Source organism: Microbulbifer sp. YPW16 (assembly GCF_021290385.1).
Taxonomy (GTDB): domain Bacteria; phylum Pseudomonadota; class Gammaproteobacteria; order Pseudomonadales; family Cellvibrionaceae; genus Microbulbifer; species Microbulbifer zhoushanensis.
In genome coordinates, this window is sequence record NZ_CP089928.1 from 309575 (window position 1) to 330451 (window position 20877).

16 protein-coding genes and 1 pseudogene are annotated in these 20877 nt (G+C 61.9%); 12 read left to right on the forward strand and 5 right to left on the reverse strand.

Annotation, left to right across the window (positions count from 1 at the left end; all coding sequences use genetic code 11):
* Nucleotides 1-99: 99 nt before the first annotated feature.
* The 3 genes from LVE68_RS01345 to trxB form a co-directional block, all read right to left on the reverse strand.
* On the reverse strand, nucleotides 100-819 hold the full coding sequence (locus LVE68_RS01345) for an arginyltransferase (RefSeq protein WP_232942443.1): 720 nt from the start codon (nucleotides 817-819) through the stop codon (nucleotides 100-102).
* Nucleotides 816-1544, reverse strand: a complete 729-nt coding sequence (gene aat, locus LVE68_RS01350; protein ID WP_232942445.1) for a leucyl/phenylalanyl-tRNA--protein transferase — start codon at nucleotides 1542-1544, stop codon at nucleotides 816-818. Before aat ends, LVE68_RS01345 begins: the two co-directional genes overlap by 4 nt.
* Before the next feature lie 156 nt (nucleotides 1545-1700).
* Nucleotides 1701-2645 (reverse strand): thioredoxin-disulfide reductase, encoded by a 945-nt coding sequence (gene trxB, locus LVE68_RS01355; RefSeq protein ID WP_232942447.1) that lies wholly within the window; start codon nucleotides 2643-2645, stop codon nucleotides 1701-1703.
* A 441-nt stretch (nucleotides 2646-3086) separates the two neighbouring features.
* Here trxB and LVE68_RS01360 point away from each other — a divergent pair, with 441 nt between their 5' ends.
* The 3 genes from LVE68_RS01360 to LVE68_RS01370 all read left to right on the forward strand — a co-directional run bounded on the left by LVE68_RS01360 (nucleotide 3087) and on the right by LVE68_RS01370 (nucleotide 7479).
* A complete protein-coding gene (locus LVE68_RS01360; RefSeq protein WP_232942449.1) occupies nucleotides 3087-5429 on the forward strand; it encodes a DNA translocase FtsK in 2343 nt (780 codons plus the stop codon).
* A gap of 84 nt (nucleotides 5430-5513) precedes the next feature.
* On the forward strand, nucleotides 5514-6125 hold the full coding sequence (gene lolA / locus LVE68_RS01365; RefSeq protein WP_232942451.1) for an outer membrane lipoprotein chaperone LolA: 612 nt from the start codon (nucleotides 5514-5516) through the stop codon (nucleotides 6123-6125).
* A complete protein-coding gene (locus LVE68_RS01370; protein ID WP_232942453.1) occupies nucleotides 6118-7479 on the forward strand; it encodes a replication-associated recombination protein A in 1362 nt (453 codons plus the stop codon). The genes lolA and LVE68_RS01370 overlap by 8 nt, the downstream gene beginning before the upstream one ends.
* A 66-nt stretch (nucleotides 7480-7545) precedes the next feature.
* On the opposite strand, the pseudogene LVE68_RS18145 reads toward LVE68_RS01370, so the two are convergent.
* Nucleotides 7546-7647, reverse strand: a pseudogene (locus LVE68_RS18145) (SDR family oxidoreductase); the annotation flags it as partial.
* A gap of 170 nt (nucleotides 7648-7817) precedes the next feature.
* Between LVE68_RS18145 and crcB the strand changes: the two are divergent.
* The 4 genes from crcB (at nucleotide 7818) to LVE68_RS01390 (ending at nucleotide 11337) form a co-directional block, all read left to right on the forward strand.
* Entirely contained in the window at nucleotides 7818-8192 is a 375-nt protein-coding gene (crcB, locus tag LVE68_RS01375; protein ID WP_232942455.1) for a fluoride efflux transporter CrcB, read from the forward strand.
* A gap of 17 nt (nucleotides 8193-8209) precedes the next feature.
* On the forward strand, nucleotides 8210-9487 hold the full coding sequence (serS, locus tag LVE68_RS01380; RefSeq protein WP_232942457.1) for a serine--tRNA ligase: 1278 nt from the start codon (nucleotides 8210-8212) through the stop codon (nucleotides 9485-9487).
* A 48-nt stretch (nucleotides 9488-9535) separates the two neighbouring features.
* Nucleotides 9536-10915 carry a siroheme synthase CysG gene (gene cysG / locus LVE68_RS01385; protein WP_232942459.1) on the forward strand — a complete coding sequence of 460 codons (1380 nt, stop codon included), beginning with the start codon at nucleotides 9536-9538 and terminating at the stop codon, nucleotides 10913-10915.
* A 158-nt stretch (nucleotides 10916-11073) separates the two neighbouring features.
* A complete protein-coding gene (locus LVE68_RS01390) occupies nucleotides 11074-11337 on the forward strand; it encodes a hypothetical protein (RefSeq protein ID WP_232942461.1) in 264 nt (87 codons plus the stop codon).
* Between the two features lie 23 nt (nucleotides 11338-11360).
* Here the strand turns inward: LVE68_RS01390 and LVE68_RS01395 are convergent, their stop codons facing one another.
* Complete coding sequence (locus tag LVE68_RS01395; RefSeq protein ID WP_232942463.1) at nucleotides 11361-13715, reverse strand: penicillin acylase family protein; 2355 nt, start codon at nucleotides 13713-13715, stop codon at nucleotides 11361-11363.
* A gap of 291 nt (nucleotides 13716-14006) precedes the next feature.
* On the opposite strand from LVE68_RS01395, the gene LVE68_RS01400 reads away from it, so the two are divergent.
* The 5 genes from LVE68_RS01400 to LVE68_RS01420 all read left to right on the forward strand — a co-directional run bounded on the left by LVE68_RS01400 (nucleotide 14007) and on the right by LVE68_RS01420 (nucleotide 20669).
* Complete coding sequence (locus LVE68_RS01400; RefSeq protein WP_232942465.1) at nucleotides 14007-16577, forward strand: TonB-dependent receptor; 2571 nt, start codon at nucleotides 14007-14009, stop codon at nucleotides 16575-16577.
* A 164-nt stretch (nucleotides 16578-16741) separates the two neighbouring features.
* Nucleotides 16742-18049 (forward strand): ergothioneine biosynthesis protein EgtB, encoded by a 1308-nt coding sequence (gene egtB / locus LVE68_RS01405; protein ID WP_232942467.1) that lies wholly within the window; start codon nucleotides 16742-16744, stop codon nucleotides 18047-18049.
* Nucleotides 18046-19014: an L-histidine N(alpha)-methyltransferase gene (gene egtD / locus LVE68_RS01410; RefSeq protein ID WP_232942469.1), complete on the forward strand. Its 969-nt coding sequence runs from the start codon at nucleotides 18046-18048 to the stop codon at nucleotides 19012-19014. The genes egtB and egtD overlap by 4 nt, the downstream gene beginning before the upstream one ends.
* On the forward strand, nucleotides 18986-19624 hold the full coding sequence (locus LVE68_RS01415) for a DUF411 domain-containing protein (RefSeq protein WP_232942471.1): 639 nt from the start codon (nucleotides 18986-18988) through the stop codon (nucleotides 19622-19624). The genes egtD and LVE68_RS01415 overlap by 29 nt, the downstream gene beginning before the upstream one ends.
* 49 nt (nucleotides 19625-19673) lie before the next feature.
* A complete protein-coding gene (locus LVE68_RS01420; RefSeq protein WP_232942473.1) occupies nucleotides 19674-20669 on the forward strand; it encodes a hydrolase in 996 nt (331 codons plus the stop codon).
* Nucleotides 20670-20877 lie beyond the last annotated feature (208 nt).

Sequence of the window (20877 nt, forward strand, 5' to 3'; positions counted from 1 at the left end):
TGACCTTTTACCCCGGCGGCACACAGGCCGGGCCGCGGTGCGACGGGCGCGTATTTTGCACGAAAAAAGACGGCAGGGCAAAACCCCGTGCCGGGACCGCTAGCCCGACTTCAGGCGCCAGCGGTTATCCCGCAGCAATTCCACCGGTTCAAAGCGGGTTTTATAGGCCATTTTCTGGCATTCCTCGATCCAGTAGCCCAGGTACAGGCTCGGCAGGCCCAGGCGTCGGGCCCATTCGACCTGGTAGAGGATGCAGTAACTGCCGAGGCTGCGCCGGGTCTCGTCCGGCTCGAAAAAAGTATAGATCGCTGACAGCCCCGCGGTGAGGAGGTCGGTCACCGCAGTGGCCACCAGGCGTCCGCGGGCGCGGAACTCGATATAGCGGGTGCTGCCCCAGGCGGGGGACAGGAAGTCGCGGTACTGGTCCCGGCTGGGAGGGTACATTTCCCCATCCCGGTGGCGCTGCTCAATGTAGCGTGCGTACAGCTGGTAGTGCTCGTCGGTATCGATGGTGTCGACATGGAAGACATCCAGGTCGCGATTGCGCTTCCAGCAGCGCCGCTGGCTGCGGTCGGGCACGAACAGGCCTACGGGTACCCGGGCGGGGACACAGGCCTTGCAGCTGGCGCACTGCGGCCGGTACAGGTACTCGCCACTGCGCCGGAAGCCCAGCTCTGAGAGCTGGCTGTACAGTCGCTGGTTGACCGGCGTCTGGGGGTCGATAAATACCGTGGTTGCTTCCCGCCCCGGCAGGTAGCCGCAGGGGTGGGGCAGGGTGGCCAGTAACCGTACCGAATCCAGCTGGGAGTACGTGCTCATAAGTCCTGCTCAATATTCCACGACAGTGTCCAGGGGCGCGGGAACCCACTCATTGCTGTTCCCCTGGCCAGAAGCCGTTCGAATGCCGTGCGCTCGATTTCCACTGCGCCGAGACTGGCCAGGTGCGGATTGCTTACCTGGCAATCAATCAGTGGGCAGTCCCAAGATTGTAACTGGCGGACCAGGTGGGCAAAAGCCACTTTGGAGGCATCGGTAGCCCGGTGGAACATGGATTCACCGAAGAATACGCGGCCGATGGCAAGCCCGTAAAGCCCGCCGACCAGGCGGTCTCCCTCCCACGTCTCCACGGAGTGGGCGTGGCCAAGCCGGTGCATCTCAACATAGGCGTCACGCATTTCGCCGGTTATCCAGGTGCCCTCATCGTCCGCGCGGGGCTCACTGCAGGCATCGATCACATCACTGAAACAGCGGTCGAAGGTTACGGAATAGCGGCCCCGGCGCAGGGTCTTACGCAGGCTGCGGCCGATCGAGTACTGGTCGGGTAGCACCACGCAGCGCGGGGTCGGGGACCACCACAGGATTGGCTGGCCATCCGAATACCAAGGGAAGATTCCACGCCGGTAGGCGGCCAGCAGCCATTCCGGGCTCAGTCGCCCCCCGACGGCCAGCAGGCCATTCGGCTCCCGCAGTGCCAGGTGGGTGGGGGGGAACTCCGGCTGCCCATCTCCCAGCAGGCTCAGGCGCTCTTCACTGTTCGCGGTCATCTCTTTCCGTATGTGCTCCTCGGGACTGGTCGCACAATGCCAGCTGGCGGCGTTGTATTACCTGGCGTTGTATTACCTAAAGCGTACAAAAGAAAAGGGCGATCACAAAGATCGCCCTTTAACTGGTTTGCGTTTACCGGCGCCGCCGGGATGCGCTCAGAGGCTGTCGAGGAAGCGCTCCGCGTCGAGCGCAGCCATACAGCCGGTCCCGGCAGAGGTGACCGCCTGGCGGTAGATGTGGTCCGACACATCGCCGGCGGCAAATACGCCCGGGATGGAGGTCTGGGTAGCATTCCCGTCGAGGCCGCTCTGGACAATGATGTAACCACCGTTCATTTCCAGCTGGTCGGCGAAGATGTCTGTGTTCGGCTTGTGGCCGATGGCGATAAACACACCGGAAACCTCCAGCTCCCGGGTGCTGTCGTCCTTGGTGCTGCGCAGGCGCACACCGGTCACACCATTGTCGTCGCCCAGTACCTCGTCCAGGGTGTTGTGCCAGCAGACATTGATATTGCCGTTCTCGACCTTGTCCATCAGGCGATCCTGCAGGATCTTCTCGGCCCGCAGTTCGTCGCGGCGGTGGATCAGGGTAACTTCACTGGCGATGTTGGACAGGTAGAGCGCCTCTTCCACGGCGGTATTGCCGCCGCCCACCACGGCGACCTTCTGGTCGCGGTAGAAGAAGCCATCGCAGGTCGCACAGGCGGAAACGCCGCGGCCCTGGAACGCCTCCTCCGACGGCAGGCCCAGGTACTGGGCGGAGGCGCCGGTTGCGATGATCAGGGCATCGCAGGTATAGGTCTCATTGCCCTTGAGTGTGAAGGGGCGCTGCTTCAGGTCTACCGAATCAATATGGTCAAAAATGATTTCGGTCTCGAAGCGCTCGGCATGCTGCTGCATCTGCACCATCAGGTCGGGGCCCTGTAGCTCGGCAACACCGCCCGGCCAGTTCTCGACTTCTGTGGTGGTGGTCAGCTGGCCACCCTGCTGCATGCCGGTAATTACCACCGGCTTCAGGTTGGCGCGAGCGGCGTAGATTGCCGCCGTGTAACCGGCCGGGCCGGAACCGAGAATAATCAGCTGATGATGCTTGTCACTCATAAATGGCTCTTCAACAAATCCGTTAACAACAGTGTATCCGCTCCGTTATGCGGGCGGCAGTCGGCCAATAATTGATCAGCCGAGGCTATCAGGTTGAGCGGTATCATAGGGGAAGGGCAGGGGGTAGCGAAATAGTTTGCCTCAATTTCAATGATTGCACGCCACTATCCCGCTGTTGGTAACCCGGCGCCAGCCGGCATGGCCGCATTCGGGGCCGCAGCCCGGGGCAGCAGTGGGGCCGGGCGAGAGACTTGTTGAACTGTCTCACAATTCTACTTAGGAAAACCCCCTAAGGTATTGATTTGTATGAATTAAAACTATCTTAAAGTAAACTCTCAGGCAGCATGAGAGTGGTATTTCAGGCGTCTCTGTAGTACACAGAGCACTTCCTCGGGGCAGGCGATGCCCCGGGGCCAATACAAGAATCATCGAGGTACGCCAGTGAAGGCCCAGAGCGCAACCGATAAAACAGATACCGAGGACGGAAGCCTGCCCGAGTCGCTGATCGCCCGGCTTTTGCGCGAGGGTGCCCTGATCGCACTGCTGGCCGGGGCCCTGTTGATGGCCATCAGCCTGGCAAGCTACAGCCCCCAGGACCCGGGCTGGTCCCACACCGGGCAGGGCGGGTCGGTACACAACGCCATCGGCCCGACCGGTGCCTGGCTGGCGGATGTGTGCCTGTCCCTGCTGGGTTGGATGGCTTACCTCTTTCCCCTGTTGATCGGCTGGCGCGCATTCGGGATCCTGCGGGATCGCAACGCCCGCTTTCACGGGCCCCTCTTCACGCTGCGCGTCACCGGACTGGCGGTGTTGCTGGCCACCGGCGCCGGCCTCGCCACCCTCTGTTTTGCCCAGGCCGAGGATCCCCTGCCGTTCTCCAATGGCGGGATTGTCGGGGCGGCGATGGCCCAGTCAATGGAAACCAGCCTCGGGTATGTCGGCGCCACCATCCTGCTGCTGGCGCTGTTCGCCATTGGCATTACCGTATTTACCGGCCTGTCCTGGCTGAAGCTGGCGGACAGTATTGGCCGCAACCTGCTGGGTTTGCTCGCCTGGCTTGGCCAGCGTTACCAGCGTGCGCGCCAGGAACGTGCGGAGAAGCGGGCGGCGCAGCAGGCTGTCGTGGTGCGCAAAGCGGCGGTGGCTGAGGAGAAGCAGCGCACCGCGAAACGTATCCCACCGAAAATCGAACCCACGTTGCCAGCGCCCAAGCCCAGTCCGCGGGCCGCCAAGGAAAAGCAGGGCGAGCTGTTCTCCAGCGGACCGGTGACCGGCACACTGCCGCCGCTGTCGCTGCTGGACCCCCCGGACAAGAACAAGAAAGCCGGTTTCTCCCGCGAGTCACTGGAAGCGCTGTCGCGCCTGCTGGAGCTCAAGCTCAAGGATTTCGGCGTGGTGGCAGAGGTGGTATCGGTGCTGCCGGGCCCGGTGGTGACGCGTTTTGAAATCCAGCCGGCACCGGGTGTGAAGGTCAGCAAGATCAGCAACCTGGCCAAGGACCTGGCGCGCTCACTGGCGGTCATCAGTGTGCGGGTAGTGGAAGTAATCCCGGGCAAATCCGTGGTGGGTATCGAGATTCCCAACGAGAACCGCCAGATGGTGCGCCTCTCCGAGGTGTTGTCGGCGGATGTCTACGACAACGCCAAGTCCCGGCTGACCCTGGCGCTGGGGCATGACATCTCCGGCCAGCCGGTGGTGGCGGACCTGGCCAAGATGCCGCACCTGCTGGTAGCGGGTACTACCGGTTCCGGTAAGTCCGTCGGCATCAACGTGATGCTGCTCAGCCTGCTGTACAAGTCCACACCGGATGAGGTACGCCTGATCCTGGTGGACCCGAAAATGCTGGAGCTCTCGGTGTACGAGGGGATCCCCCACCTGCTCACGCCGGTGATCACCGACATGAACGATGCCGCCAACGGCCTGCGCTGGTGTGTGGGCGAAATGGAGCGGCGCTATAAGCTGATGGCGGCCATGGGTGTGCGCAACCTGGCCGGCTTCAACCGCAAGGTACGCGAGGCGATCGACGCCGGCGAGCCGCTGGTGGACCCCACCTGGCAGCCGGACCCGGCCTCCAGCGTACCGGAGGCGGAGCAGACCCCGCCGCACCTCAAGCCGCTGCCGGCCATCGTGGTGGTAATCGATGAGTTCGCCGACATGATGATGATCGTCGGCAAGAAAGTGGAGCAGCTGATTGCGCGGATTGCGCAGAAGGCACGGGCCGCCGGTATCCACCTGCTGCTTGCCACCCAGCGCCCGTCGGTGGATGTCATCACCGGCCTGATCAAGGCAAACGTGCCCACCCGGATGGCCTTCCAGGTCTCCTCCAAGGTGGATTCCCGCACCATCCTCGACCAGGGTGGGGCCGAGCAGCTGCTGGGCCACGGGGATATGCTCTACCTGCCTCCGGGCAGTGGCGTGCCGGTACGGGTGCACGGTGCCTTTGTCGATGACCACGAAGTGCATAAGGTCGTGGCTGACTGGAGCCGCCGCGGCGAGCCGGACTTTATCGACGGCATCATCGATGACAGCAACAACAGCATCCCGGTGCCGGGGCTACAGTCCGAGGGCGGTGAAGACGACGATCCGGAAACAGACGCGCTTTACGACGAGGCCGTCGCCTTTGTGACCAAGTCGCGCAAGGCCTCGATCTCTTCCGTGCAGCGCCAGCTGCGTATCGGCTACAATCGCGCGGCCCGCATCATCGACGCCATGGAGGCGGCCGGGGTCGTTTCCCCTGCCGGCCACAACGGCAACCGCGAAGTGCTGGCGCCGCCACCCGCCTGATAGCCGGCCTGGCCGCCGGGTTCAGTTATTGTTCACATGCCGGCGGCTAGGCTTTAGGGAAAATACCAGCACTGGAGTCTCGCTATGAAACGATTTGTCACTGCCTTCGCGGCTTCCGCGGCATTACTGGCCAGCTCTGCCTGGGCCGATGCCACTGCCGAGCTGAGCCAGCTGCTGCAGCCCCTGGCTTCCATCTCGGGTAAATTCCACCAGACCCTCACCGACGAGCGCGGTGAGGTGTTGCAGAAAAGCAGCGGCACTTTTTCCGTGGAGCGTCCCGGGAAACTGCGCTGGGAAACCGGCGAGCCATTTCCGCAGCTCCTGGTGACCAACAACAAGAAGTTGTGGCTGTATGACCCGGACCTGGAACAGGTAACCATCCGCCCGGTCGACAAGCGCATGAAAGAGACACCGGCCCTGCTGCTGGGTGGCAAGGTCGGTGAGATCCGTAGCTCATTCAATGTGGCGAGTAAGGATGGTGCCTTCCAGCTCACCCCGAAAAGCGCCTCGGCACCCTTCCGCGCCATGGAAATCCGCTTTGCCGACAGCGGGTTGCCCGCAGCGATGACCGTGCGCGACAGCATGGGGCAGACCACTAAAATCAAATTCAGTCGCGTAAAGGCCAACCCGAGCCTCGCCGCTGCCCTGTTCAATTTCGAGCCACCGGCCGGGACCGACATTATTCGCGATGAGTGACCTGTTCCAGTCCGCCCCGAAAAACCAGCCCCTGGCCGCGCGTATGCGGCCCCGCAACCTGGCCCAGTATATGGGCCAGACGCATTTATTGGGCCCGGGAAAACCACTGCGGGAAGCGGTGGAGCGGGGACAGTTGCACTCTATGGTCCTGTGGGGGCCGCCGGGAGTGGGCAAGACGACCTTTGCCCGCCTGCTGGCGGAGGAGTGCGATGCCCATTTCACCACGCTTTCCGCGGTGCTGGCCGGGGTCAAGGATATCCGCCAGGCTGTGGCCCAGGCCGAGCAGCAACGAGCCCAGACCGGCCGCGGCACCATCCTGTTTGTGGATGAGGTGCACCGTTTCAACAAGGCGCAGCAGGATGCATTCCTGCCTTACGTGGAAGAGGGCACTGTCACCTTTGTCGGCGCCACCACGGAGAACCCCTCATTCGAGCTGAACAACGCGCTCCTGTCCCGCTGTCGCGTCTATATGTTGCGCAATCTATCGGAAGAAGAACTGCTGCAACTGTTGCACCGCGCCCTGGCGGAAGACGAGGCACTGCAAAGGCTGCAACCACAGATCGGCGAAGAGATACTGGCCAAGCTTGCGCGGGCTGCCGATGGCGATGCCCGCGGTGCCCTGAACCTGCTGGAAATCGCCTGTGACCTGTCGCGGGAAGAGGGCGGCCGCTACGTGATCGACGAGGCGGTACTGGCGGAAGTATTGAGCGCCGATGTGCGGCGCTTCGACAAGGGCGGCGACTATTTCTACGACCAGATCTCGGCGCTGCACAAGGCGGTGCGCGGCTCGGACCCGGATGCCGCGCTCTACTGGTTCGCGCGCATGGTGGACGGAGGCTGCGACCCGCTCTATGTCGCCCGGCGGGCAGTGCGCATGGCCAGCGAGGACATCGGCAACGCCGATCCGCGCGCATTACAGGTCGCCCTCGGTGCCTGGGATGTGCAGGAGCGCCTGGGCAGCCCGGAAGGGGAGCTGGCCATCGCGCAGGCAATTGCCTACCTGGCGGTTGCCCCGAAAAGCAATGCCGTCTACAGCGCCTACAAGCGGGTGCTGGCGGACGTGCGCCGGGACCCCAGCTACGAGGTGCCGATTCACCTGCGCAATGCCCCCACCAAGCTGGCCAAGAGCATGGCGCACGGGGCGGAGTACCGCTATGCCCACGACGAGCCCGACGCTTTTGCCGCAGGCGAGAATTACCTCCCCGAGCAAATCCACGAGCGAGTTTACTACCACCCGGTGCCCCGCGGGCTGGAGCTGAAGATCGGCGACAAGCTGGAGAAATTGAGGCAGCTGAACCGCGACAGCGCACAACAGCGATATGGCCGGGATGGCGGAGACCAGCAGAAACAATAAGGGCCCGCACATGCGGGCCCCTCGATGAAGGAGTGGGAAGGTCGACCAGGCTTTGAAGCCGCCATCGACGTCGTAGTGCGAACCGGTAATGAAGGCTGCTTCCGGTCCCGCCAGGAATGCCACCACCCCGGCCACTTCTTCCGGGCGGCCATGGCGCTTCAGTGCCATGAAGCACCGGGTGGCAGTGGGGTAACGGCAGGCGGCCGATTCGGACCGCCCCGGTGTCCGTGGCGGCGAATTCCGGTAGAATTCGGGTCATATGACCGGCCCGGAATCGGGCAGGGGGTTCAACGGCGGCGCTCTCTCCCCTACAGCGTCGATAGACACGGGAAAGTCGAATGCAGTGGCTGGCAATTGCAGTGGGTGGGGCGGTCGGAGCCCTGATCCGCCACCTGGTTAGCGTCTGGAGCTATCCGGTATTCGAGGGGCGCTTTCCGCTCGGCACCCTGATCGTCAATATCATGGGCTCTTTCCTGATCGGCGTGGTCTATGTGGCGATCATCGAGCGGGGTCTGCTCTCCCCGGAATGGCGCCTGCTGCTGATGACCGGGCTGTTCGGCGCCCTCACCACATTCTCCACCTTCTCGCTGGAAACACTGCTGTTGTGGCACAATAACCAGCCCCTGATGGCCCTTGCCTATATTCTGATCAGCCTGGTGCTCTGCCTGGCTGCCACCGGCGCGGCTATCGCCCTGACAATGAAATATCTATAAGCGGTAATCAAAGCACCATGCTCGACCCCAAACTCATTCGCACCCAGATGGACCAAGTGGCCGCGACTCTGAAAAAGCGCGGTTTCGAACTCGATACTGCCCGCCTCCAGGAGCTGGAGGAGCGGCGCAAGGAACTACAGGTTCGCACCGAAAGCCTGCAGAGTGAGCGCAACAGCAAATCGAAGAACATTGGTCGGGCCAAGGCGCAGGGCGAGGATATCGCCCCGCTATTGAAGGAGGTTGAGTCCCTGGGCGGCCAGCTGGGTGAGGCCAAGGAGGCGCTCGGCGAACTGCAGGGGGAGCTGGACGCGATCCTGTCGGCGATCCCCAACCTGTTGGATGACGCCGTACCGGAGGGTGAGACTGAGGACGACAATGTCGAGGTCCGCACCTGGGGCACGCCCCGCAGCTTCGACTTCGAAGTTCGCGACCATGTCGACCTGGGAGCCCAGCTGAACGGCCTGGATTTCGAGGTTGCAACCAAGCTCACCGGTTCCCGCTTCGCGGTAATGACCGGCCAGGTAGCCAAGCTGCACCGCGCACTGGCCCAGTTCATGCTGGATGTGCACATTGAGCAGCACGGTTACCGCGAGGCCAACGTGCCGGTGATCGTCAACAGCGACTCGCTGTTCGGGACCTCACAGCTGCCCAAGTTTGCCGAGGACCTGTTCAAGCTGGAAGACGAGCGGGATTTCTACCTGATCCCGACCGCCGAGGTGCCCCTGACCAACCTGTACCGCGATGAGATTGTCGAGGAGGGGGAATCCCTTCCGCACAAGTATGTGGCACACACCACCTGCTTCCGTTCCGAGGCGGGGTCCCACGGCCGCGATACGCGCGGCATGATTCGCCAGCATCAATTTGAAAAAGTTGAACTGGTCTGGTTCGCCCGCCCCGACCAGTCGGAGCAGGCCCTGGAGGACCTTACCGGCCACGCGGAAACCATCCTGCAGAAGCTCGGCCTGCCTTACCGCACAGTCATCCTCTGTGGCGGCGACATCGGTTTCGCCGCACGCAAGACCTACGATATCGAGGTGTGGATTCCGTCGCAGGACAAGTACCGCGAGATCTCCTCCTGCTCACTGGTCGGGGATTTCCAGGCGCGCCGGATGAAGGCCCGCTGGCGCAACCCGGAGACCGGCAAGCCGGAGCTGCTGCATACCCTGAACGGTTCCGGGCTCGCCGTCGGTCGTACCCTGATCGCGGTACTGGAAAATTACCAGCGTGAAGACGGCACCATCGAAGTTCCCGAGGCACTGCGCAGCTATATGGGCGGTATCGAAAGTATTGGCTGATGCCCTGTACCAGGGCGTGGGCCGCATTGAAATAACGGATAACAACCAGTGCGCTATATCCCCCTCGCATTTGACCTGATCGACCGCCCCTGCCTGCTGGTGGGTGGCGGGCCCGTCGCCACCCGCAAGGCACGCCTGCTCCGCAAGGCGGGCGCCCGCCTGGTAGTGGTCGCACCGGACATTACCGACGAGTTGCGTGAGCTGGTGCGCGAGAGCGGTGGCCAGTATTACCCGGAGCCGTATCGCACAGAATTTCTCGACCTTGGCGAGCTGGTAATTGCCGCGACCTCGGAGGAATCGGTCAATGCGATCGTGTCCGCCGATGCCCGGGCCCTGCGCCTGCCGGTCAATGTGGTCGACTCCCCCGAGCTTTGCACTTTTACGGTGCCCGCCCTGGTGGAGCGCGGTCCGCTGTCGATTGGCATCAGCAGCGGTGGCGCGGCCCCGGTTCTGGCGCGGAGCATTCGCGCGCAGCTGGAGGCTCTGCTCTCGCCGGCGGTGGCCTCCATGGCGGAAATGGCCGCGCGGACCCGGGACCGGGTAAAGGAGGCGTTGCCGGAGCCCCAGCGAAAGGATTTCTGGCAGTGGGTTTTTACCGGCCCGGTTGCCAGCAAGGTGGAGTCCGGCAAGCCGGAAGAGGGCGAGGCGCAGCTGCTCGAGGTGCTGGAAAAGTGGGCCGGAAGCCCCGAGCCCACCGGCGAGGTCTACCTGGTGGGCGGCGGGCCCGGTGACCCTGACCTGCTGACTTTCCGCGCGCTGCGGCTGATGCAGCAGGCGGATGTCGTGCTGTATGACCGGCTGGTATCGAAGGAAGTGCTGGAGTTGGTGCGCCGCGATGCCGAACGGGTTTACGTCGGCAAGAAAAAAGAGTTTCACTCGGTTCCCCAGGACAATATCAACCAGCTGCTGGTGGACCTGGCCCGGGAGGGCAAGAAAGTCCTGCGCCTGAAAGGGGGTGACCCCTTTATTTTCGGCCGCGGTGGTGAGGAGATTGACCGGCTGGCGGATGCCAGGATTCCGTTCCAGGTGGTACCCGGTATCACGGCGGCTTCAGGCTGTGCCAGCTATGCGGGTATCCCGCTGACCCACCGTGACCATGCCCAGTCGGTACGGTTTATTACCGGGCACCTCAAGGAGGGGGAGCTGGTCCTGCCCTGGAAGGAGCTTGCCTCCCCGGGCCAGACGCTGGTGTTCTATATGGGGCTTACCGGTCTGGATACCATCTGCGCGCAGCTTGCGGCCCATGGGCTGCCGGCGGAAACACCAGCGGCACTGGTAGAGAAGGGCACCACGCCGGAGCAGCGGGTCGTGGTCGGCAACCTGCAGACACTGCCGGACCTGGCCCGTGAGCGTGAAGTCCAGGCGCCCGCTCTGACGATTGTCGGTGGTGTTGTCAGCCTGCATGAAAAGCTGCAGTGGTTTCGCTGACGACGACTTCACTGCCCGGTTTTTTGCCGACGTGCCCGCCTGACCGTCGGGACCCTTCCACTGACTGACAGCTGCAACCACTTTGAACGGTGGCCACAAGCCACCCGAGACGTCACGGCTATCTATACTGCAGATAGATTTTCCCAGTGGTGTCTAGCATGGTTGTCGCGCTGATCCGATTTTATTGCACGCTTTTAGTGCACTGCTTTACGCCGGCGGAAGAAGAGATTTCCCTGCCGGACCCAAATGACAGCCATACCCGGCGCTATACCCGGGCTTACCGGGTAAAGCGGGGCTGGGTTAAGAATCTCTGGATTGCCGCATCCCTGTTGATGCTCTGTTTCCCATTGTTGCCCTTTGTGGCGGCGCTGGGCTTGCTGACTTCTTTCCTGTCTTTCGCCATCCTCGACGAAACTGCCTGAGACGCAGGCCCGGGCCACAACAGCTACTGGAGTGTCAGGGTGTAGCGGGTCTTGCCTTCCATCAGCGGTGAGGGGTTCCCCTCGACCCAGTCACGGTGGCCGTTAGCGAAGAAAGGCGAAAGCGGGTGGGCGCTCTGCCCGGTCGCCATATGGAAAATGGCGCTCTCCTCTGATCCCGGTGACACCACCATGCGCTGGGAGGCACCGGTGGTCGGGGACTGTGCGCGGGGCAGGTGGGTGTCGCCGGACAGCCGATCCGCCGGCATCGCGGTCAGCCAGTTTACCGGCGCCACTGCGCGGCCAAGCGGGTGCCAGATGCGGGCGGTATTCTGCACGCCCCAGGTCTGCTCCTGCAGCGGAAGCCCGTCCCGGGCCATTCTCTCCAGCACCGCGTCCAGGGCGGCCAGCTTCAGTTCGCGCCATGACGCGAAGTCCGGGTTGAGCAAATGCGCTGGCTCAGAGTGGTTCATTTCCCAGGCGGCATATTCCAGCTGACGCTTGCGCGGCCCGAAGGAGAAATCTTCCTGGAAGCGGCGCATGTAGGTCAGTACCGGCGCTGTGGTGAACTCCAGGAACTTGAGGCGGAAGTTACGTACGACTCGATAGCCTACGGAATCGGCGCTGGCCCGGGCGCCCCAGTTTTCCACTTCGGCCCGCACGTCGGCGTACTCATCCTCACCGTCTAGCAGGACCAGCAGCTGTTGTTGCCAGCGTTCCAGGAACAGTGCGCGGTCATCCAGTTGCAGGTCGAGCAGGTCCTGCTCGCTGAAGGAGTCCCGGGCAAACAGCGCATCGCGGATCTGGCGCTGGCGGGCGCCCAGGGCATAGCCGTGGTCGCCCATCACTGCCAGTTGCGGGCCGTCCATGACACGGCTGTTGGCAGTCCAGATGCGGTGAGAGGGCGGGTTGTAGACGCGGGGTTGCTCCTCAGCACCCAGGTAGCCGTCCCAGTAAGCGGTACCGTCGGCCCAGGAAACGGAGCGGCTGCCATCCAGCCCCACACGCCGGGGAATGGCACCGCCTACCGTCCAGCCGATATTCCCCTGGCTGTCACCGACCACCAGGTTCTGGTGGGGGATGCCCAGCCGGGGGCCCAGGTCGAGCGCCTCGCTGGCAGTTTCCACCGTTTCCATCAGCAGCAGGTTCAGGTTTCCACCGCGGGTGTCATGGGCCACCCAGCGGTAGGCCAGGGGCTGGCCACGGTGGTCCTCGCCCACTACCGGGCCCCAGATGGTCTTGCGCACCTCCAGGGTTTCCGGCTCCCCATCCCTGACGGCGATCTGCTCGGGCTCGACGGTAAACTCAGCCCAGCCGTCGGGGGTCCGGTAGCGGTCGCCTGCTTCATTCAGCTCCAGCGGAATCAGGTCGCCCCAGTCGCCCATGGTATTGGTAAAGCCCCAGGCCACGCGGCCATTGGTGCCGACGACGGCAATGGGGCCGCCGGGCAGGGTGGCCGCCCGCATCTTGCGATCGGTGCCGGGAATGCTCCAGGCCGCCCGGTACCAGATATTGGGCACGTCGAGCCCCAGGTGCATGTCATCTGCCAGCATGGCACCGCCGTGCGCTGTGAGCGCACCGCCGACAACCCAGTTGTTGCTGCCGTATACCTGGTCGTCGCTCTCCATGGGTTGGTAGGCAATGGAATCGGCCTCTTCCAGCAGGGCGGCGATATTGGTTTGCGGCAGGCGCACCGGGCCGCGGGCCTCGCCGATCAGGGGCGCGTCCCAGCTGCCGCCCTCCGGGAAGAAGAAACCGTAGAGGTCGTCCGGCAGCAGGTCGGCCAGGGCGGTGTCCCGTTGCTCGAACTTGCCGATCGGGCTCTGCAGGCTCAGGTACATGCTGAAGACGCTCAGCATGCTGTCAGCTGCGGTCCAGGGGCGGGGCTCCTGGTTGAGCAGTACATATTCCCAGGGCTTGCTGCCCAGTTCCTCCAGCCCCAGGTTGACCCCGCGCACGTACTGGGCCAGCACAGCACGCTGGTCCTCCGGCAGGGCCTCGACATTGCGCTGTGCCCGTTTGCGGAACTGGTGCACGCGCACTTCACGGTCATGCTCCAGCGCTGCATCGCCTACCAGCTCCGACAGTTCGCCAGCCGAGTTGCGGCGCAGCAGGTCCATCTGGAAGAAACGCTCCTGGCCGTGCAGGAAGCCCAGGGCGAAGGCGATGCTGTCGCGGCTGGTGGATTCGATGAGGGGAATTCCCTGGGCGTCACGCCGCACGGTTACCGGATGATCCAGCTGGCCGGTTTCCAGGCTTCCCTCCAGTAGTGGCAGGCTCTGGCGCAACCATAGCCACGCCACCAGCAGGCCGATGGCTATCAGGGCTGCCAGCAAGAGGGCAGTGCGGGTCAGGAAGCGAAGCGGGGCATTGAGGGACATGCGTACATCCAGTGGAGCTTAGGGTTGTGTTATCCGGAGATATTATCAGCCACTCGTGCACCAAAATAGTTACCGGAGGACATCGACGAGTCACAAATATGCCTTTTCTGTGGAATAGAGTGCCATTAGAGTCCGCCACTAACTGGTTACCGCCTGCAGAACTGACTGGTCACTAGAAAAAAGTCATAACAGGCTTTCACATTTGTTTTTTGGCACGTAATATGGCGCCCAATAACAAAAACGTAACTGAACATCACGCTTTTCTATAACAACAAACGCGAGGACGCGATGATGCACGACGCCGATCAGACCGGTAGCAACCGGAACTTCCGTCTGTCCATTCTCTCCCAGGCTGTTGCCTTTGCCACCGCCATCAGCGGCTCTGCCTATGCGGCCGAGATCGAGGAAGTAGTGGTAACCGCGCAGAAGCGCTCGGAGAACCTCCAGGATGTCCCCATTGCGATTTCCGCCTTCACCGGCGACAACATCGAGAAGATGGGCGCACAGAGCCTGACCGACCTGGGTAAGTCCACGCCCGGTGTCGAAATGAATAACGACACAGCCCTGCAGCCGACCTACAACATCCGCGGCATCCAGACTTCCGACTTCACCGTTGGTTCTGACCCGGCCGTGGCGGTGTATGTCGACGGTGTCTACACCGGCCGTGGCGCCGGCGCCGAGGTGCCGCTGGCTGATATCGAGCGGGTAGAGGTATTGAAAGGCCCGCAGGGTACCCTGTTTGGCCGCAACGCCACCGGTGGTGCCATCCATATCATCACCAAGCGCCCGTTCAACGAGGACCAGACCCAGGTCTCCATGACCGCCGGCAACTACGGCCGCCTGTCCTCGGATGTGATCATCAATCGCGCCATCAACGACCGCGCGGCGGTGCGCCTGACAGCTTCCAGCGACAAGCGTGACGGCTACTACCCCAACGCCCTCGACGGCGCTGACTGGGGCGGCCAGGACACCAAGACCCTGCGTGCGTCCGTATCACTGCTGCCCACCGACGACACTGAAATCCTGTGGCGTGGTGAATACAGCCGCCTGGACCAGAACGGTGCCACCCGCGTCTCTACCAACGACGCTATTTCAGTTGGCGGCGGCGATGTCTTTGGCGACGTAGCGCTGGACTTCAATAACCTGGAAGAGCGCGACCTGTACGGTACCTCCCTGCAGGTTACCCATGACTTCGATAACGTTACCCTGACCTCCATCACGGCGTATCGCACTTTCGAGGCCTATATTCGCCAGGATGAGGACGGCGCGAACAACCCGGACTTCTTCTTCGGTTCCGCCAACTACGATGACCAGGAGTACTTCTCCCAGGAATTCCGCCTCAACGGCGAGAGCGACACCCTGAAGTGGACCCTGGGTGCCTCCTACTCCCAGGAGAAGCTCGAGCACAATACCGAGGCGTTCTTCACCCCGAGCACCTTCGAGTCTTTCGCCCTCTACACTGCGCTGCGTGAGAGCCCGATGGACCTGCTGGGCCTGGCCGGTGCGCTGCCCCCCGAAATGCAGCAGCCGGTTATCGATGAGCTGACCCCGCAGCTGATGGCCATCTCCCAGATGACCGACGAGCAGGTTCGCGAAGTTGTTCCTGGAGCACGCGAGATGATTCGCGGCTACGGCCTCGACGGCGCCCTGATCGCCAGCTTCTTCGGCCAGAACCTGCTGCCGTCCCTGGTTGCCCGGGCGCAGCAATCCCCGGAAGCCTGGGGTCAGTTCCTGAGCACCTTCTCCTGCGCCCCGGCGCTGAGCGACCCGGCCCTGCTGCAGGGCTGCCTGTTCCAGGGAGCGAATGCGTTCGTACAGGGCACCGATGCCAACTGGCGTGAGAACGTGCTGAACACCGGTGATTACCGCTCTGCGGCCATCTATGGTGATGCCACCTGGTCCCTGACCGATCGTATGGACCTGACTTTCGGCCTGCGTTATACACAGGACGAGAAAGACTTCAGCATCGACACCCAGTACCAGAACGAACTGTACGGCCTGCCGTTCGGTATCGCGTTCTTCAGCGGTGGCCAGCCGATGATCTCCGAGTCGCCGTCCGACAGCTGGTCTGACCTGTCCGGTCGCGTGGTGCTGGATTACACCTGGAACGACAACGTCATGACCTACGCCTCGCTGGCGAACGGCTTCAAGGCAGGCGGCTTCAACAGCCTCAACTACGGTGAGAATATCGAAAACTCCTTTGACCAGGAGAACGTTACCAACTTCGAAGTGGGCATGAAGTCCAACCTGCTGGACAACCGCATGCAGCTGAATGCGTCCCTGTTCGCTTACGAGTACGAAAACCTGCAGGAGCTGAGCCTGATCGGCTTCCCGATCCCCAGCTACAACCTGCGTAACGCAGACGCTGAAGGCCAGGGCGCAGAGGTGGAGGTGCTGTTCGCAGCCACTGACAACCTGCTGATCGGCGGTAACTACTCCAACCTGCAGACCGAGTACACCCGTTACCAGGTGATCGAGGCTGCCGGTGAAACTGCCGAGGATGACCGTACCGGCCAGCCGCGCGTCGGCACCCCGGAAAACAAGTTCAACCTGATGGCGGAATACACCATCGGCATGAACTCCGGTGCTGATGTCGTCCTGCGTGGTGACTACAACTGGACTGACGAGCGTGTCGGTACCATTTCTGATCCGTCCCTGGTGGTTCCGGACTACAACCTGCTGAATGCCCGTGTGGCATTCCATAGTGCCAGCGATACCTACAGCGTATCCGCGTGGGTCCAGAACCTTACCGACGAGGAAGTGGTGGGCTCCTTCGGTGGCCCGGGTAGTGCTATCGGCTCCGAAACCGGCTGGCGCTTCCAGCCGCGCATGTTCGGTGCGGACGTGACCGTTCGCTTCTGATCAGCGTGCTTTCAAAGCAGTAGGAAAAGGCCGGCATTCGCCGGCCTTTTCTTTTTCTGGCGAGGCAATCAATACAAAGAAATAAGCGCCAAAAAATCCCGCCGCACTGGCAAATCTATCGGAATCACGCCAAAACTGCGTATGATCAATGAAAAGCAGCAGCAGTGATCCATCGCATGACGTTACTGGCGCGAGAGGTATCTGACGAAACCCAGGCTGAACTCATCTCCCGGTACCAGCGAGTGCGGGCCGAGACAGAGGCACTGGCCGATCCACTCTCGGCAGAGGATATGCAGCTGCAGTCCATGCCCGACGCCAGTCCCAGCAAATGGCACCTGGCCCATACCACCTGGTTTTTTGAAACCTTCATCCTGCGCAACGCGCTGCCCGGCTACCGGGTGTTCAACAGCCACTATCACGAGCTGTTCAATTCTTATTACAACAGCCTGGGTACGCCTTTCAGTCGCCCCCGGCGTGGACTGCTGTCCCGGCCGGACATAGACAGTATCTTTGCCTATCGCCAGTCCGTGGACCTGGCCATGCAGGAGCTCCTGTCCGACTATCCGGCTTCTGAGGCTCTGCAGGCACTGGTTGCCCTGGGCCTGAACCATGAACAGCAGCACCAGGAACTGCTGCTCACCGATATCAAGCATGCCTTCTCCATTAACCCCCTGCAGCCAGCCTATGCAGATCTCTCCTGCGACCCGGAAGAAGAGGAGGGCGCCGATGCGCCGGCACTCCGGTGGCTGGAAATTCCCGGCGGGGCCTATGCCATTGGTGCCGAGGGGGACCATTTTTATTTCGATAATGAGAGCCCGGCACACCAGCAGCTGGTGGAGGATTTCCATATCGCATCGCGGCTGGTAAGCAACCGCGAGTTTATCGAATTTATTGAGGATGGTGGCTACCGGAACCCGAGGCTCTGGCTCTCCGATGGCTGGTCATTGCTGCAGCAGGAGCGTTGGGAGAAGCCGCTTTACTGGCAGCAGAGGGAGGGGCGCTGGATGCAGTTTACCCTCGGTGGGTTACAGCCGCTGGTCGATGGTGAACCCGCCTGCCACCTGAACTTTTACGAGGCTGACGCGTTCGCTACCTGGGCCGGCAAACGACTGCCGACAGAAGCGGAGTGGGAAGCCGCTGCCTGCCAGATCCGCCAGCCCGACCAGCTGGCTTCTGCCAACCTGCTGGAGAAGCGCCAGTTCCGCCCACTTTGCGCAAGCGCGGGCCAGCACCAGTTCCTCGGCGACCTGTGGGAGTGGACCTCCAGCGCCTACCTGCCATATCCGGGCTTCCGCGCCAGTGATGATGCGGTAGGTGAATACAACGGCAAGTTCATGTGTAACCAGAAAGTATTGCGAGGTGGCTCCTGTATTACTCCGGCAGATCATATCCGTATGACCTACCGTAACTTCTTTTACCCGCACCAGGGATGGCAGTTTACCGGTGTCAGGCTGGCAGGAGACCCAGTATGAATATGGCCTTATCGCCAGCGAATGAAGTCAGTGAAACAGAATTTTTCCGCCGCGATGTCATTGCCGGCCTGCGCAAGGAGCAGAAAACGCTCCCCTGCAAATACCTCTATGACGAAGAGGGGTCGCGCATCTTTGAGCAGATCTGCGAGCTCAGTGATTACTACCTGACCCGCACCGAAGCCGGGATTTTCCGTGACCACCTGCCACATATGGCGAAGCTGATCGGGCCCGACAGCGTGATTATCGAGCCGGGCGCCGGTAACTGCGAGAAAGTGGAACCACTGTTGCAGGCGCTGGAAGAACCGCGGGTATACATCCCCATGGACATCTCGCCGGAAATCCTGCTCGCTGCACGAACTCGCATTCGCAGGCAATTGCCTGACCTGAAAGTGGAGGCGCATGTTGGTGACTTTACCGCACCGGAGGCCTGGCAGGGCGTGTCGAGACAATCCCCTGGTGGCCGGCGGGTAATCTTTTTCCCGGGGTCCACCATTGGCAACTTTGACCCTGAAGCAGCGCGCCAGCTGCTGGCGGATTTTGCGGCCCATCTCTCTACCGGGGACGGCATCCTGATTGGCACCGACCTGGTCAAGGACACGGTCGTACTGGAGCGGGCTTACAACGACAGCGAACATGTTACCGCGAACTTCAACAAGAACCTGCTGACACGTATTAACAGTGAGCTGGGTGGGAATTTTGACCTGGACGCCTTTGCCCACCGCTCATTCTACCATGCGCTCAAGCAGCGGGTGGAGATGCACCTGGTGAGCCTCAAGCCCCAGCGGGTGCATATAGCAGGCGAGTGTTTTGATTTTGCCGAGGGCGAAACCATTCACACGGAAAACAGCCACAAATATACCCTGGAGGGGTTTGCTGAAATGCTCCGTGAAGCCGGCTTTACACTGGTACACCAGTGGACCGATGGGGGAGGCCTGTATGCCATTCATTATGCGGAAATCCGCTGAATCATCGGTTGTTTCCCCGCTTGCCCTGGTGGTGGCAGTGTTGTGCCTTGCCATAGTCAATCCCACCCGTGCCGATGATAGTGCGACTGAACCGGGGCGAACTGCTGAGCAGCAACAGGCAGCAGTACAACAACCGGTCATCACGGTCTACAAGCATCGCTTCTGTTTTTGCTGCAAAAGGTGGATGGAGCACCTGCAGGGCAATGGCATGCAGACACCGGTGGTGAACGCCAGCAACGATGAACTCAGCGAATTGAAGGGCAAGTGGCGCATCCCCACTGGTATGCAGGGATGCCACACCGGCGTGTTCAATGGCGAGTATGTATTCGAGGGCCACGTGCCAGCCCGGCTGATCCGGAAATTCCTCGCCAATCCTCCGGAGGGTAGTATTGGGTTGACCGTGCCCGGGATGCCGAAGGGGAGCCCCGGAATGTACGACGGTGATAAATTTTCCCCCTATACCGTTTACCTGGTGATGCGTGATGGCGATTACCGGTTTTACGCACGGGTCGAGCAACCGGAGGCTGGCCCGGAAGGTGACGCCGCGATGACCGCCGAGCGCGCTGGAGAGGTAAGTGCAGATGCCGGGTCCCCACAGGGCGGTTCCTGACCCCCTTGTTTCTGGTAAGGTAGCGCCTCCCCGAACCGGATTGACTTGCATGACAGAGAAGTTTCGCCCGGCCACCGGCCTGGGCAATTGTCACCTCCAGACCGTATTTCCCCGATTCCATCGCCCGAAGCCCTGGGTCCGGACACACAGCCGTTGGCTCCATACCCCGGATGGGGATGTCATCGCGCTGCATATGCCGGAGGAACTCCACGATGATCCTGCCAGGCCTCTGGTGCTGGTCCTCCACGGACTGGAAGGCTCGGTCAACTCTCCCTATGCCCAGGGCATCATGCAGGCATTGCAAAAGCGCGGCTTCCAGGTTGCGGTAATGCATTTTCGTGGCTGCGGGGGCATCCCCAACAAGCTCCCGCGGGCCTATCACAGTGGCGACAGTGATGATCCGCGCTGGCTGGCGGGTGTCCTGCGCAGGGAACTGCCGAATACACCATTGATGGCCGTAGGCTATTCGCTGGGCGGGAATGTATTATTGAAATGGCTGGGGGAGGACAGCGACAGCAGCCCCCTGGTGGCGGCAGTGTCGGTTTCGGCTCCGCTGGACCTGCATGCCTGCAGCCGCAGGATCAACAGCGGGCTTTCCCGGGTCTACCAGCGCCACCTGCTGGACAGCCTGCGCCAGAGCCTGCGCCGCAAGAGCGCCGATGTTGAGCTTGCCCGCCAGCTACCGGACGTGAATGATGCCGAGCTGTTCCGCAACTTCCGCGTTTTCGATGACAAGTTCACGGCGCCCTTGCACGGCTACCTGGATGTCGAGGATTACTACACCCGGGCGTCCAGCAAGCCGCTGCTCAGGCAGATAGCAAGGCCGACCCTGATAATTCACGCACTGGATGACCCCTTCATCTGCCCGACGGCAGTACCGGAACCGGATGAATGCAGCCCCTCGGTAGAACTGGAGATCTCTCGACGGGGTGGGCACGTGGGCTTTGTCAGCGGCAGCCTGTGGCGGCCGGAGTACTGGCTGGAAATCCGTATCCCCGATTTTTTACAGCAAATAGCCCGCTCTCTCACCGCGACCCCGGCATAGCGCAACCAAAATAGCTGGCTTACCTGATCCTGTTATGCCCCCAGCTGCGCAGGCCCTTTATGCAGGGCCATCTGCATGGCCTTTTTTGGCGGGTTGTCCGTCAAGCGACCCCGGCCTTCAGGCATATAATCAGGTCCCCGGACAGGAGCCAGCTTCAGGCGGATTAAGGGATGTCACCGTTAAAGTCCGGTTGCTGCGGCTGACCCAG